Genomic DNA, 12,987 nt, shown 5'->3' with positions numbered 1-12,987 from the left:
CCTGGAGACCGGAAACGACAGCTTCCGCTTCAAAGCCAGTTCAGCCGCCGCAGCGCGCCAAAAGAAGGAGAACAATCACGCCTTGACCTCTGAATGACCCAAAAACCATAATCAAAGGTGGGTCAGTTCTCGATGGAAAACCTGGGTCACTTCTGGGTGGAAATTAACAGTCGTAGTAGCGTAGCGCGCAAATACAGGAGAACGGCGGTGACCCCATCTAGGACCAAGCCTGAAAGCAGCGCCTTGGTCCTTGTCAGGTGATTCGGTTCATCGCGCGGCGGTCAGGAGCCAGCTCCGCACATCCGCTGTCGGTTCAGGGTGGCGCGGCTTGCGCGGCGAAACCAGGTAGAAGTCCGAACCGACGCGCAATTCCGTCGCGAAGGGGCGCGCGAGGCGGCCTGCATCAATATCGTCCTGCACGAAGAACAGGCTCGCTAACGCCAGACCCTGACCGGCGACAGCCGCGTCAACGGCGAGCGATGTCTGGTTGAAGCGAATGTTCTTGGCTGAGGCGGTCACGCCACCCGGATAGGCTCGTTCGAGGAACTGTGGCCAGAAATTATGTGCGTCGTGTAGGAGCGCATAGCGCGTGAGATTGTCGTCCTCGTCGGGCGGACCGAGCTTTTCGAGGAGAAGCGGGCTGGCAACTGCGACGATCACCTGCTCGAACAGGAGTTCGGTGTTGAGGCCCGCCCCGAAGGGTGGCCGCCCATAGCGCACGGCGATGTCGACCGCATCCGTCTGGAAGCTGGAAAGCCGATCCGTGGCAAGGATACGAAGGTCTATATCCGGGTGTGTGGCGGTAAAATCTGGCAGGCGCGGGATCAGCCAGCGTGATGCGAAGGTCGGCGTGACGCTGATGGTCAGGTGCCTGGGTTCCGGCTTCAGCATTTCGGTCGCCTCGGCGATCAACTCGAACGCCCGGCGGATATTGGCAACGTAGCTGCGGCCCGCCTCCGTCAAGGCCAGCGTGCGTGGCTGGCGCTCAAACAGCTTCAGCCCGAGTTCGGCTTCCAGCCCGCGAATCTGCTGCGCGACCGCCCCTTGCGTGACGCCCAGCTCCTCGGCCGCGAGCCGGAAGTTGAGATGCCGCGTCACGACCTCGAATACGCGCAGGCCGTTGAGCGAGGGGAGTCGAGGGAAACCTTCCGGCATAGGATAGATTTTCTACAGAGTGATGGGAGTGGAACTGGTTCGTATCCCGTTTCAAAGGATGATACCAATCCATAGTGCCTCCGTATAGGCGGCTTCCACGATCAATTCTCTTTCAGAGGCCACGGATATGACAGTAGAAAAAATCGCAATCATCACGGCTGGCGGTAGTGGAATGGGCGCGGCTGCTGCGCGCCGGCTGGCGGCAGATGGGTTCAAGGTCGCGGTTCTCTCGTCCTCTGGCAAGGGTGAGGCACTGGCACAGGAACTCGGGGGCTTCGGCGTCACGGGCTCGAACCAGTCGAATGACGACTTGAAGCGCCTCGTCGACGGCACCCTTGAGCGTTGGGGACGTATCGACGTGCTGGTCAACAGCGCCGGCCACGGCCCGCGCAAGCAGATCCTCGAAATCACCGACGAGGACTGGCACGCAGGGTTCGACACCTATTTCCTGAACGTCGTGCGGCCGGCTCGGCTCGTCGCTCCGACCATGCAGAAGCATAAGGGCGGCGTCATTATCAACATCTCGACGGCCTGGGCCTTCGAGCCGAGTGCGATGTTCCCGACCTCGGCCGTTGCTCGTGCCGGGCTCGCATCTTTCACCAAGATCTTCGCCGATACCTATGCGGCCGACAACATCCGCATGAACAACGTGCTGCCCGGCTGGATCGACAGTCTCCCCGCGACCGAGGAGCGCCGCGACGGCGTGCCTTTGAAGCGTTACGGCACCTCCGAGGAAATCGCGGCGACGGTTGCCTTCCTCGCTTCCGATGGCGCGGCCTATATCACTGGCCAGAATATCCGGGTCGACGGCGGCGTCACCCGCGCCGTGTAAGCCCATGAAGAAAACCGCCTGGCTTGCCTTCTGCTTCCTCGGATTCATCTGGGGAAGCAATTTCATCTTCGTCAAATGGGCAGCGGAATACATCACGCCGGCTCAGATCACGCTGCTGCGCGTGGTCTTCGGCTTCCTCCCTGTTTTTCTGTTCGCGCTGTCTCGGGGCGAACTGCGATGGAGCCATGCCCGTCATGTGCATCATTTCGCGGTCATGGCGCTGGTGGCGACCGCGCTTTACTATTTCGCCTTCGCCAAGGGCACGGCCTTGCTGCCGTCGAGCATCGCCGGAATGCTGAGCGGGGCGATCCCGCTCTTCACCTTCGTCTGCGCTTTCCTTTTCCTGCGCGAGGAACGCATCACGGCGACAAAGGCGGTCGGCGTCGCCCTCGGCTTTCTCGGCGTGTTGCTGATCGCGCAGCCGTGGTCGGTCGGTGGCGACATCGAGATGGCAGGGGTCGCCTGGATGATCGCGGGCACCTTCAGCGTCGGTTGCTCCTTCGTCTATGCCAGAAAATTCGTCAGCCCGCTGAAGCTGCCAGCCGCCGCCTTGACGACCTACCAGATCGGCATCGCAATGCTTCTGCTGTTCATGGTGATCCCGGTCGAGGGGATTGGCGCGGTCTTCGCCGACGACCGGGCCTGGATCGGCCTTGTCATCGGTCTTGGCCTCTGCGGAACCGGCCTTGCCTATGTCGCCTATTATCACATCGTCGAAAACCTCGGTGCGCTGGCGGCTTCGAGCGTTACCTACATTCCTCCGGTCGTGGCCCTGGTGATCGGCGTCGTGTTCGTCGGCGAGGCGATCCAGCTGATCGGCTACCTGGCGATGTGCCTCATCCTCGCGGGGGTCGCTCTGCTTCAGTTCGGGTCGCGGAAGGTGGCACCGGAGGTCGAGCCAGATGCCGGTGTCGGCCTTGCTCCTGCCGGAAAAGCACCATGAAGCAGGCATTGCTCCATGATGTCTGGCTGGTGCTGGCCGATGCGGTCAAACAGCGAACGCCCTTTACGCTGATGCAACTCGCGACCGTCGGCGAGGACGGTGCGCCGAAGATCCGAACCATCGTGCTGCGCAGCTTCAACGAGGCATCTACGAGTCTGTCCTTCATCACCGACCTGCGTTCGCCCAAGGTTCGGGAGATCACGGCCAATCCGTGCGTATCGCTTGCCGGCTTCGACAATGAGAGGGTCGTTCAACTGCGCATCGACGGTCGGGCGGAGATCATCGAAGACGAGACGAGGCGGCGGGACTTCTGGAACGCGCTGCGCCCGCATACACATATCCTCTTTCGGTCGGCACTGCCGCCGGGGACAGTGCTGGCCTCGCCGAATGAAATGGAAACCGACGATAGCGATCCGGCGACCGCCTATGCGCGGTTCTGCCTGGTCGAGATCGTCATAAGCCATGTGGAACGATTGGATCTTTCCTCGGAGCCGCACAGGCGATGCAGCTTTAGGCAAGGGCTCCACGGCTGGGAAGGACGCTGGATCGTGCCCTAAGAACGGTTTTGCGATAGTTGTAGCGTTCGCCTCCGTCGCGCCATCGCCGCGAAAAAGCAGTTTACGGGATCGGCATTAATGCAAGCACTCCGCCTGACGATCTATTCGTCCGCTGCCGCTACATCCTCGGTAATCTCCTGCCGCAGCTTCGGTCCCTGTGCGAGGCGTCGGCCGAGCGCAGTGATGAACGCCTCGTATCGCTCGGCCGATTTGGCCTTTGCCGCCTTTGCCGCCGGCTCGGGCAAGGCTGGCGTCGTCATCAGCCAGAAACGAATGAATACCGCCAGGCTCTCGACGGCGATGCCGACATCACGCTCTACCCGCGTCATGCGGCGGTCGATCTGGTCGAGTCGCTTGGCGACGATCGCCTCGCGGCGCTCAGCATCATCCGGCGACACGAAGGATGCGATGGCAGCCTCGGCGATCATGGATTGCGACCGATCCCGGCGTGCGGCGAAGTCGGCCAGCGCCGCAGTGAGGTCTGGATCGAGATAGATCGTGACCTTTGATTTCTTCTTGCGTTGCATCATGGTCCTATAGGTCCATGCCGTCGTTCGGGTCCATGGCAACCTGCCGGGCAATCCCCTGGACCTGCCGGATCATCCGCCGGTTCTGGACAGCCTCCTCGTCGACATCATCGGGCGGGGCGAACTCAAACTCGTTCTCGATGGGCTTTTTCTTCTCCACCGGCTTCACCCGGCTGAGTTCTGGCTGCAAGCGGCGTTCGGATTCGGTCGTATCCTCGTCATCCGTCGTGGGGTTGTCCTCATCCACGGCGGCTTCCGGCCGCGCCGGGAGCGGAAGCGTGGTCCAGTCGTCGGGCCGGGCTCCCTCAGGGCGCTGCAATTCAGGTGGTGACAGAACACGCTCGCGAAACCGGGCGTCCTCGTAGTAGCGCGCCTTCGTCGCCCGGATCGGGGGGATGCCCGCCACCATGACGATCTCCTCATGCGGGGGAAGCTGCATGATCTCGCCCGGCGTCAGCAACTGGCGGGCGGTTTCCGAGCGCGAAACCATGAGGTGCCCGAGCCAGGGCGACAGCCGGTGCCCGGCGTAGTTCTTCATCGCCTTCATCTCGGTAGCAGTGCCGAGCGCGTCCGAGACTCGCTTGGCGGTGCGTTCGTCATTCGTCGCAAAGCTCACCCGCACATGGCAGTTGTCGAGGATAGAGTTGTTCGGGCCATAGGCTTTCTCGATCTGGTTCAGCGACTGCGCGATCAGGAAGCTCTTGAGACCATAGCCCGCCATGAAGGCCAGGGCCGTCTCGAAGAAGTCGAGCCTGCCCAACGCCGGAAACTCGTCGAGCATCAAGAGCAGCCGATGCCGCCCCGTGTTCGCCTGCAGATCCTCGGTCAGGCGGCGGCCGACCTGATTCAGCAGCAGTCGCATCAAGGGCTTGGTGCGGTTGATGTCGGAGGGCGGCACGACGAGGTAGAGCGTGGTCGGCTGATCGCCTCCCACAATGTCGCTGATGCGCCAGTCTGAGCGGCGCGTGACCTCGGCCACGACCGGATCTCGATAGAGGCCGAGAAACGACATCGCCGTCGACAACACGCCGGACCGCTCGTTCTCGGATTTGTTGCGCAGCTCCCGCGCGGCGCTGGCGATGACGGGGTGCGGTCCTGCGTCACCGAGATGCGCGGTTTCCATCATGGCGCGCAGGGTGGAATCCACCGGGCGCTTCGGATCGGAGAGGAATCGTGCCACGCCGGCGAGGGTCTTGTCGGGCTCCGCATAGAGGACATGAAGGATGGCGCCGACGAGGAGCGAATGGCTGGTTTTTTCCCAGTGATTCCTTTTGTCCAACGAGCCTTCGGGGTCGACGAGGATGTCGGCAATGTTCTGGACGTCGCGCACCTCCCACTCGCCGCGGCGCACCTCGAGCAGCGGATTGTAGGCCGAGGACTTTGGGTTGGTTGGGTCGAAGAGCAGCACGCGGCCATGGCGTGCCCGGAAACCCGAGGTAAGCTGCCAGTTCTCGCCCTTGATGTCGTGGACGATGGCCGAGCCGGGCCAGGTCAACAGCGTCGGCACCACCAGGCCGACGCCCTTGCCCGAACGTGTCGGGGCAAAGCACAGCACATGCTCCGGTCCATCATGGCGCAGATACTCGCGATCATACCGGCCAAGGACGACACCATCGGGATCGAGCAGGCCGGCCGCCTTCACCTCGGGTTTCTCCGCCCATCGCGCCGAGCCATAGGTGGCGACGTTCTTCGCCTCGCGCGCGCGCCAGACTGACATGCCGATGGCGACCGCGATGGCGATGAAGCCGCCCGAGGCCGCGATGATCCCGCCCTTGGCGAAGATCGGCGGCGCATAGGCTTCATAGAAATACCACCACCAGAAGAGTGCGGGCGGATAGTAGATCGGGGTGCCGAACAGCTCGAACCAGGGCGGCCCGAGTTGCGCCTGATAGGCAAGGCTCCAGGCGACATATTGGGTGGCGCCCCAGGTGGTGGCGAGGATGATGAGGAAGACGACGCTGATCTGTCCCCAGAGGATCTTGGTGGCGGACATGGGGTTGGTTCCTTTCCGATTGAGGTCAGAGGCCGAGGCCGCGCTTGCGCCCGAAGTCCCAATCGACACCGCCGTCGTCGCGGGCGATGCCGGAGACGTGACGGCCGATCTGCTTCTCAATGGAGGGCGACCAGGGCACGAGCTGGAAGCCGAGGCCATCGTCGATCATGGCGAAGCGGCCTGAGGCGAGCGCGAAGCGCTGGCGATAGGAGCCGGCGACATATTCGCCGCTGGCGGCGCGCTCGAAGGACATGCCGGTCTCGGCCGCGAGCTTCTCGCCGAGACTGTCGAGTTCGCGCCTGCGCAGCGTGTTCAATAGCCGGCGAGCGAAGACGACGCGCCCGCCTTGCCGCTCCGCGAGATCCTCGCCGATCAGATGCTCCGCCCGCTCGTCCAGTGCCTGACGGACCTCGGCGCCGAAGCCGCTATCCGAGAGAGGAACCGGCTCGCGGGCGATGGCCTGGCGGTCGAGCCAGGTCGCGCCCGAGGCCCCCACCTGCGCACCGAGATCAAGATCGGAGCGGACAGCGAGCGCGACGCGGCGCGCACCTTGCGCATCTTCATAGGCGCGCAACTCGACGATTGAGCCGGGCGGGCTGTCACCGGCGGCATCGAGATGAGGGAGCTTGATGTGGTGGGTGCGTCCGTCGACGCCATCGACGACGGCATAGGCCGTGCCCTTCAACTCGTCGTCAAGGCCGCGCTCGACCAGGCGGCCGATGACGGGAACGTCGAGGCTTTCGCCGGCGAGGACATAGCTGGCCGAGCCGCGTTCGATGCCGCGCGCGATCAGGGCACGGTGCATGCGCTTGATGATGTCGCCGCGCTCGCCGAGTTCGCGCAAGACCGTCTCGGCCTCGGGCTTGATGAACCATTGCGAATGGCCGATCTGCCCGGCGACGCCGAGGATTTCGAGGGTGCGCAGCCGCCCGACCTTCAGCGTATGGAACTCGTCCTGCGGTCGGCTGGCGAGCGGGGCAAGATCGACGATGCCGGATTTTCCCGCATCACGGACAAGCTGCCGGTCGAGCTGGGTCCAGCGTTCCGCCTCGATCTGGGCCTCTAGCGCACGGTGAATGTCGAGATCGGTGCGCGGCCCCAGCTCCTGGGTGATGAGATCGCGCGCCCGGTCCCGCATCCCCTCCTTGATGTAGTCGCGGGAGATCACGAGGTCCTGCCCATCGTCGCGAACACCGCGCACGATCAGATGGACATGCGGATGCGCGGTGTTCCAGTGATCGACCGCCACCCAGTCGAGGCGCGTCCCGAGATCCTTTTCCATCTGGCCGACAAGATCGCGCGTGAATGATCGGAGGTCGGAAATATCCGGCGCGTCGTCGGGCGAGACGATGAACCGGAAATGATGCCGGTCATCGCCGCACCGCTCCGCGAAGGCGCGACCATCGGCATCCTCCGTTCCCGGCCCGAACAGCCGTGCCTTCTCGCCATCTCGGGTCACGCCGTCACGGCGGAGATAATCGAGATGCGTTCCGAGCGGCGCGGACCATGCCATGTTGCGCACCACGCGCGCCTTGACGACGGCGCCGCGTGTGCGGGTGGTGATGAGACGATTGGCCTGGACGCTGGCGCGCTGGCCGCGCCCGAAGCGGGAGCGATTGCCGGAAGTCACGCGGCCGGATCGAGAGACGCCACCGCCGGCCTTCTTCGCGGCGGCGAGCGCCTGCGCGATGAAGGGCCGGGTCTGCTGAGCGCGGGTCGAGCGGATGCGCCCCGGCCTTATGCGGAACTCGTGTTCATCGGACATGACACAGCCCCGCACGGTGCAAGACAGTAAGGAAATTCAGGAGGATGGGCGCGAGGCGCACGGTGCGCGAATGCGCGGCACGGTGCGGAACGCGCCGAAAACATGAACAAAAACAACCGACCGACCGAGCCGCACCGTGCGCGCTTTTATCCTGCCATCTTCCGGTCGTGGTGCCTGCCGCCACCCCCCGCGCCCTCCATGACACGCCAGCGGTCGACAGGATGCGAAACCGCACGGAGCCGCTCATGGCTGGTCCTCACCGGCACTGCGAGCGACGAACAGCCCCTCCGGCTGCAAGGCCGTGAGCGTTTCCGGTGCTGCCGGGACGAATGAAGGGGCGTCGCGAGGCGTGGGGTCGGGTGAAGCCGGATCGGAAGCGGTAGCGCCGATTTCTCCCGCCACGAAGATCGCCGCCTCGCGCCAATCGAGCGGTGGAACAACCGACGAGCTGCCCCCCGACGGTCGCTCGCCGAGCAGGATCGGTGTCAGCGCGGCGACGTAGGCGCGTGTCTCGGCCGGAAGCGGACGAGCCGTCGCGCGGTATTCGTCGTAACGGCCGGGACCGGCATTGTAGGCCGCGAGCATCGCGGCCACATTGCCGTAGCGATCCCACATCTCGCGGAGATAGGCCGTGCCCGCGAGGATGTTGTCGCGCGGCTCGAAGGGGTCGCGGCCGAGAGCATGGCGGATGCGCAGATCCGCCCAGGTGTCGGGCATGACCTGCATCAGTCCCATCGCACCGGCGGACGAAATTGCGCGCACGTCGCCCGCGCTCTCAGTGCGCATCACGGCGATGATCCATGTCGTCGGGATGCCGAAGCGTTGCGAGGCTTCCGCAATGTGGGCGTCGTGCGGATGCGCGGCAACCACATGACCGGGCATCGCAGCTTGGGCTAGGACGGGCGGCGTGGTGATGGCTGAAACGAACAGGCCGGAAAGAAGAGAGAGGATGATGCGGCGGCGGACGCCGTATCTCCCGGAGGCGAGACGAATGCAGGAGATGAGCATGGTCATTCCTGCTCGTCGCGCTTCTTTTGGCGGGTCCAGTGCAAGCCCCAGTCGCGTCCGTCCTCGTCCGCCTGGAACAGGCGGGCGCGGATCGGCTGCTGGAAGACGGGATCGTCGAGCAGGACCGAAACGAACGGCCCGGCGCGTTCCCCGGAATGTTTCCAGCCCGCGCCGACTTCCGGTCCGTCCTCGTCGCCGAGGTGGATGCGGTAGGCGGGCGCATTCTCCGCCTCGGCGTTCTCTGCTGGAACGAAGGTCAACTCCGCGTCGAGCGTGAGGGTGCGGACATGCCCGGAATAGCCGGACGGGGTGCGGGTAAATTGGCCGATCTGTGCCATGGGAGGTTTCCTTTGCTATGCGGTGGAGAAGACGCGGGCCGTTCGCACGCCCCGCAGCGGACGCGCCGTCACCGCATCGGCGCGCGCCAGACAAAGCGGCCATCGCCGTCTTCGTCGGTGAAAAGCGGGATCGCGCGGCCGATCACCGCCGAGGCGGGGAACGGGCCGAAATAGCGGCCGTCGAGGCTGTCGCCGACGTCCGGGTTCATCAGGAAGACTTCGCCCTCGGCGATGACGCGGCAGCCCTGCCAGACCGGCAGGTCTCGGCCGAGGCTGTCGCGGTCGCGTGCTTCGCCGAGCGGAACACCATCGACGGCGATGGCGCGGCCGGCGCGGCAGACGCGCTGTCCGGGCAGGCCGATCACGCGCTTCAGAAGCGGCACGTCGCGCGCGACGTAGCCGCGGTCCACCATGTAGGACGCGAACGGCTCAGGTGGCATGACGGCGACCAGATCGGGCATCTCGATCCGATCAGCGGGCGCGACGGTGTAGAACCCGATCGGCACGCTGGCCGATGCGTTCCAGAGCAGCCTTGGCGCGGTCGGAACGAATCCGGCGATGGCGATCCCCAGCGTGGCCGCCGCCGTCACCATGACATAGCGAAAGCGCGTCATGGGGCGATCTCCCGGCGCCGGAGCCATGCCTGATGGCGCTCGGCGGTGTAAGGACGCGGCGCTTCGCCTGCGTTCATCCAGTGGGCGACATGCCGCCAGTGATCGGGATCGACCTGGGCGGGATCGACGCCAATGGCCTCGATCCCGTCGACATGGCGAAGGACGGCCTCAACCTTCGGCCAGCCTTCGATCTTCAGCAGGATTTCGCCGCCCGGACGGACGAAGGGCAGCGTCTGATAGGATTCGCCCGGCGCAACCGCGCGCAGGATGTCGAGGCGCGAAATGATCGTGCCGTGGTCGTTCGCCGCCCAGCGGACGAACGCGAACACCGAACCAGGACCGAAAGAAACGACGCGCCGGTTGCGGTCGAGGATCTGCGTTCCCGCCTCATGGCCGAACCTGATCCAGTATTCGGTCCTGCCCTCCACCCAGGTCAGTTCCACGCGGGTCAGATCGCCATCATGGGCATCGATACCGATCATGGGCGGTCTCCCGCTGTGTCGGGAAACTCGCGCGCAAGCAGGTCACGCAGCATGTCCGCGACGGTGGTGCCGCGCCCGAACGCGGCGATCTTGATCCGCCCGCGAAGCTCGGGCGTGATGTCGATCGTCAGCCGGGCGGAATGGGCGGCTGCGGCGCCATCGCGCGCTGGCCGTCCATCGCCAGCCTTGATCCAGCCATCGGGATCGGCTGGGCGCGTAGCGAAGCCGCGCTTGTCCGTGCCGGCCGTCATGACGGGGCTCCGTCATGGAACGGCAGCACGGTGGCGATGCGGGCGCGGGCGAGATCGGCCATGTCGGCGTCGATCTCGCAGCCGAGATAGCTCCGGCCGGAAAGCCGACAGGCTTCCCCGGCTGCGCCGGAACCGGCGAACCAGTCACCGACAAGTCCGCCTTCCGGGCAGCTCGTGCGGATCAGGATTTCCAGGAGCGCCGACGGTTTCTCGGTCGGATGGATGGCGCGGCCGTGGCAGTTGCGCAGGTAGATGACCGAGCGCATGAGGCGCGGTCCGCCGTCATGGCTAATGTAATGGCCGGCGTCGATCTGGCCGGTATGGGGTGGACGCTGCTTGCGCCGCACCGTGCGGGCCGTTGCGTCGGGCGTGGTCTGGACGTCGTTGTAGATGTCGCGCCAGGCGGTCTCTGCCGGATAGAACTGGACGGCCAGCTCATGCACCCGCTTGAAGCGATCATTGTGAAAGCCGGTGCCGTTCTGCTTCTCCCAGATCACCTCCTGCGCGATGCGCAGACCCGCATTGGCGAAGTGGTCGGCGGTCGCCATGAAGGAACGAAGTGAACCGAAAACCCAGAGCGAGCCGGTCGGCTTGAGGGCGGCGCGCGCCAGCGCGACCCAGCCCTCGACGCGCCGGTCCCAGGCGAGCGAGGTGTCGCCATAGGGCGGATCGGCGAGGATCATGTCGTAGGGAGCGTGCCAGGGCATTTCTTCGCGGCAGTCGCCGGTCAGGATGGTCATTGGCCGACCCTCCCGATGCCCAGCCGCGCAATCTCATCGGTGAGCGCTGCGACTTCACGCGCGGCAGGAGATTGGCGGTCGATCTCGCCTGCGAGACGACCTGACTGTGCAGCGTCGGCGAAGACGACGCGCTGCCCGACAGTGGTGGCAAGGACGGGCGGGTCGTGATCTGCAAGGCTTTCGGCCGTTTCGCGGGCGATGACGGTGCGCGCGCCGCAGCGGTTGAGCGCGAAGCGGGCGACGAGTTGGGGCCGATAGATGCGGGCCTCTGCGAGGAGGGCCAGCATTTCGGCCGAGGCCCAGCCATCGAGGGGCGACGGCTGCACCGGGATCAGCACCAGGTCGGCGGCGAGGAGCGCGGAGCGCATGAGGCTGGCGACACGCGGCGGTCCGTCGATGACGACGTGATCGACATCGCGGGCGATCTCCGGTGCCTCGCGGTGCAGTGTGTCCCGTGCGAGGCCGACGGTGCCGAACAGTCGAGGCAGGCCCTCGCGTGCGCGTTGCTGTGACCAGTCGAGCGCCGAACCCTGCGGGTCGGCATCGAGAAGTGTGACGCGCTTTCCGCCCTGCGCCAGTTCTCCGGCGAGATGCAGCGCCAGCGTGGTCTTGCCGACACCGCCCTTCTGGTTGAGGAGTGCGATGATCATTGGCCGCCTCCCGGCAAGTCGAGAGGAAGGCGGGGTGTGTCGGAACCTTCGGAAGCCTCGGTTCCGCCGGGCTGAGGGGCCGGCTGGGAAGCGCGTGGCGTGGCAGATGCGCCGTTCCTAGCGGCTCTGCTGAGGCTTCTGGCGGTGTCGCGGATGAGGTTTTCCACATCGCGCACGCGCTCTTCAAGGTTAGAGTCTTTGTTAGACTCTAAGTTAAGGGCGCGATTTTGCGAGTGGTCTTCGGGCGTTAAGCCCGATTTCGGTTCCCGATAGCACGAGCCTTGGGTTCCCGATAGCACGATAGTCCGGGTTCCCGATAGCACGAGGCCATTCACAGGTTTTCCACAGGCCGGTGTCGGCTCGAAGGCGAGCAGCATGCGCCCGCCGATCTCGGCTTCCAGAAAGAGCCGGTAGCCCGGCAAGGGCTGGCGTCGGATGATGTCGCGCAACTCAAAAGCGAAGCGTTTGAATGGCGACATGCTGCCGGACTTCTGATGGAGGTGGCGGAAGTCGAAGCGCCAACCCTCACGCTGGCGGCCGCCGTGCTTACGCACTAGGCGGTAGAGCCATCGGTCGAGTCCGCCGGTCAGGTCGAAATAGGTCCGGTCGATGGTCAGCACGAGCGCGTCGTCGAGGACGGCCTGATAGAACCAGTCCGGCACGATCATCTCGATACCATCGGGGCGGCCGTTGCGGTCGGTGCGCTCCTGCCATTCGTTGATCCAGGAGAAGCGATGCCGGCGGCCTTCAGCTGGTTGCCGGATCGAGGTGGAAATGGTGGTCGATTGCAGCCGGTCGAGTGCGGCCTTCAGGCGCTGGTAGTCGCGCAGCGACGTGCCGCGCCCGACATAGGTGAGGATTTCGTAAGGCGTGGCGGCCATCAGCCGGGACGTCCGAAGCCCGGTATCACGGGCTTCGACGATCTGGCTGGCGGCCCAGATCAGGATGTCCGCATCCCAGATCGTCGCCATGCCATGATCGGGGACCGCCTCGACCCGGATCGTCACATTGCCGGCGGCGAAGTCGATGGGCGCGACACGTTTTGACTTGCCGAGGGAGAAGAAGGGATAGGCCATGAGATCCTGCGCGTCTCGTGGCGCGAAGTCGCCGGGGAGCGCCCTGAACAGGTCGA

At 65.0% G+C, this 12,987-nt stretch carries 15 protein-coding genes; 3 read left to right on the top strand and 12 right to left on the bottom strand.

Annotated elements, in window-relative coordinates:
* Positions 1-267 precede the first annotated feature (267 nt).
* Positions 268-1,155: a transcriptional regulator GcvA gene (gcvA, locus tag CHB77_RS15100; protein ID WP_080620504.1), complete on the bottom strand. Its 888-nt coding sequence runs from the start codon at positions 1,153-1,155 to the stop codon at positions 268-270.
* Positions 1,156-1,282: 127 nt separating this feature from the next.
* On the opposite strand from gcvA, the gene CHB77_RS15095 reads away from it, so the two are divergent.
* The 3 genes from CHB77_RS15095 to CHB77_RS15085 are packed head-to-tail and all read left to right on the top strand — an operon-like array spanning position 1,283 to position 3,487.
* Positions 1,283-1,987 (top strand): SDR family oxidoreductase, encoded by a 705-nt coding sequence (locus CHB77_RS15095; RefSeq protein WP_089389006.1) that lies wholly within the window; start codon positions 1,283-1,285, stop codon positions 1,985-1,987.
* Between the two features lie 4 nt (positions 1,988-1,991).
* Entirely contained in the window at positions 1,992-2,930 is a 939-nt protein-coding gene (locus tag CHB77_RS15090) for a DMT family transporter (protein ID WP_080620502.1), read from the top strand.
* Positions 2,927-3,487 (top strand): pyridoxamine 5'-phosphate oxidase family protein, encoded by a 561-nt coding sequence (locus CHB77_RS15085; protein WP_080620501.1) that lies wholly within the window; start codon positions 2,927-2,929, stop codon positions 3,485-3,487. Before CHB77_RS15090 ends, CHB77_RS15085 begins: the two co-directional genes overlap by 4 nt.
* Positions 3,488-3,588: 101 nt before the next feature.
* Here CHB77_RS15085 and CHB77_RS15080 read toward each other — a convergent pair whose 3' ends face one another.
* The 11 genes from CHB77_RS15080 to CHB77_RS15030 all read right to left on the bottom strand — a co-directional run bounded on the left by CHB77_RS15080 (position 3,589) and on the right by CHB77_RS15030 (position 12,931).
* Positions 3,589-4,017 carry a ribbon-helix-helix protein, CopG family gene (locus CHB77_RS15080; protein WP_080620500.1) on the bottom strand — a complete coding sequence of 143 codons (429 nt, stop codon included), beginning with the start codon at positions 4,015-4,017 and terminating at the stop codon, positions 3,589-3,591.
* Positions 4,018-4,021: 4 nt separating this feature from the next.
* Positions 4,022-6,007, bottom strand: coding sequence for a conjugal transfer protein TraG (locus CHB77_RS15075; RefSeq protein ID WP_089389005.1), 1,986 nt, complete (start codon positions 6,005-6,007; stop codon positions 4,022-4,024).
* A gap of 25 nt (positions 6,008-6,032) precedes the next feature.
* Entirely contained in the window at positions 6,033-7,772 is a 1,740-nt protein-coding gene (locus CHB77_RS15070; protein WP_080620499.1) for a relaxase/mobilization nuclease domain-containing protein, read from the bottom strand.
* Between the two features lie 243 nt (positions 7,773-8,015).
* Positions 8,016-8,780: a lytic transglycosylase domain-containing protein gene (locus CHB77_RS15065; RefSeq protein WP_080622748.1), complete on the bottom strand. Its 765-nt coding sequence runs from the start codon at positions 8,778-8,780 to the stop codon at positions 8,016-8,018.
* Between the two features lie 2 nt (positions 8,781-8,782).
* The gene (locus CHB77_RS15060) at positions 8,783-9,118 is read right to left on the bottom strand and encodes a DUF736 domain-containing protein (RefSeq protein ID WP_080620498.1); all 336 of its coding nucleotides are present in this window, start codon (positions 9,116-9,118) and stop codon (positions 8,783-8,785) included.
* A gap of 68 nt (positions 9,119-9,186) precedes the next feature.
* Positions 9,187-9,732 carry a S26 family signal peptidase gene (locus CHB77_RS15055; RefSeq protein WP_080620497.1) on the bottom strand — a complete coding sequence of 182 codons (546 nt, stop codon included), beginning with the start codon at positions 9,730-9,732 and terminating at the stop codon, positions 9,187-9,189.
* Positions 9,729-10,175, bottom strand: a complete 447-nt coding sequence (locus CHB77_RS15050) for a DUF2840 domain-containing protein (protein WP_425320185.1) — start codon at positions 10,173-10,175, stop codon at positions 9,729-9,731. The genes CHB77_RS15055 and CHB77_RS15050 overlap by 4 nt, the downstream gene beginning before the upstream one ends.
* A 35-nt stretch (positions 10,176-10,210) precedes the next feature.
* Positions 10,211-10,465 (bottom strand): ribbon-helix-helix protein, encoded by a 255-nt coding sequence (locus CHB77_RS15045; RefSeq protein WP_080620495.1) that lies wholly within the window; start codon positions 10,463-10,465, stop codon positions 10,211-10,213.
* Positions 10,462-11,205, bottom strand: coding sequence for a DNA-methyltransferase (locus tag CHB77_RS15040; RefSeq protein ID WP_080620494.1), 744 nt, complete (start codon positions 11,203-11,205; stop codon positions 10,462-10,464). Before CHB77_RS15040 ends, CHB77_RS15045 begins: the two co-directional genes overlap by 4 nt.
* On the bottom strand, positions 11,202-11,855 hold the full coding sequence (parA, locus tag CHB77_RS15035; protein ID WP_080620493.1) for a ParA family partition ATPase: 654 nt from the start codon (positions 11,853-11,855) through the stop codon (positions 11,202-11,204). The genes CHB77_RS15040 and parA overlap by 4 nt, the downstream gene beginning before the upstream one ends.
* The gene (locus CHB77_RS15030) at positions 11,852-12,931 is read right to left on the bottom strand and encodes a replication initiator protein A (RefSeq protein ID WP_230382923.1); all 1,080 of its coding nucleotides are present in this window, start codon (positions 12,929-12,931) and stop codon (positions 11,852-11,854) included. Before CHB77_RS15030 ends, parA begins: the two co-directional genes overlap by 4 nt.
* Positions 12,932-12,987 lie beyond the last annotated feature (56 nt).

Source organism: Paracoccus sediminis (genome assembly GCF_900188295.1).
GTDB classification, from domain to species: Bacteria; Pseudomonadota; Alphaproteobacteria; order Rhodobacterales; family Rhodobacteraceae; genus Paracoccus; species Paracoccus sediminis.
This window is presented reverse-complemented; position numbering and strand designations above follow the sequence as displayed.

What these genes read in the sequence shown, in the direction of transcription:
- gcvA (WP_080620504.1), bottom strand. Translation starts at nt 1,155, where the DNA reads ATGCCGGAAGGTTTCCCTCGACTCCCCTCGCTCAACGGCCTGCGCGTA.
- CHB77_RS15095 (WP_089389006.1), top strand. Translation starts at nt 1,283, where the DNA reads ATGACAGTAGAAAAAATCGCAATCATCACGGCTGGCGGTAGTGGAATG.
- CHB77_RS15090 (WP_080620502.1), top strand. Translation starts at nt 1,992, where the DNA reads ATGAAGAAAACCGCCTGGCTTGCCTTCTGCTTCCTCGGATTCATCTGG.
- CHB77_RS15085 (WP_080620501.1), top strand. Translation starts at nt 2,927, where the DNA reads ATGAAGCAGGCATTGCTCCATGATGTCTGGCTGGTGCTGGCCGATGCG.
- CHB77_RS15080 (WP_080620500.1), bottom strand. Translation starts at nt 4,017, where the DNA reads ATGATGCAACGCAAGAAGAAATCAAAGGTCACGATCTATCTCGATCCA.
- CHB77_RS15075 (WP_089389005.1), bottom strand. Translation starts at nt 6,007, where the DNA reads ATGTCCGCCACCAAGATCCTCTGGGGACAGATCAGCGTCGTCTTCCTC.
- CHB77_RS15070 (WP_080620499.1), bottom strand. Translation starts at nt 7,772, where the DNA reads ATGTCCGATGAACACGAGTTCCGCATAAGGCCGGGGCGCATCCGCTCG.
- CHB77_RS15065 (WP_080622748.1), bottom strand. Translation starts at nt 8,780, where the DNA reads ATGCTCATCTCCTGCATTCGTCTCGCCTCCGGGAGATACGGCGTCCGC.
- CHB77_RS15060 (WP_080620498.1), bottom strand. Translation starts at nt 9,118, where the DNA reads ATGGCACAGATCGGCCAATTTACCCGCACCCCGTCCGGCTATTCCGGG.
- CHB77_RS15055 (WP_080620497.1), bottom strand. Translation starts at nt 9,732, where the DNA reads ATGACGCGCTTTCGCTATGTCATGGTGACGGCGGCGGCCACGCTGGGG.
- CHB77_RS15045 (WP_080620495.1), bottom strand. Translation starts at nt 10,465, where the DNA reads ATGACGGCCGGCACGGACAAGCGCGGCTTCGCTACGCGCCCAGCCGAT.
- CHB77_RS15040 (WP_080620494.1), bottom strand. Translation starts at nt 11,205, where the DNA reads ATGACCATCCTGACCGGCGACTGCCGCGAAGAAATGCCCTGGCACGCT.
- parA (WP_080620493.1), bottom strand. Translation starts at nt 11,855, where the DNA reads ATGATCATCGCACTCCTCAACCAGAAGGGCGGTGTCGGCAAGACCACG.
- CHB77_RS15030 (WP_230382923.1), bottom strand. Translation starts at nt 12,931, where the DNA reads ATGGCCTATCCCTTCTTCTCCCTCGGCAAGTCAAAACGTGTCGCGCCC.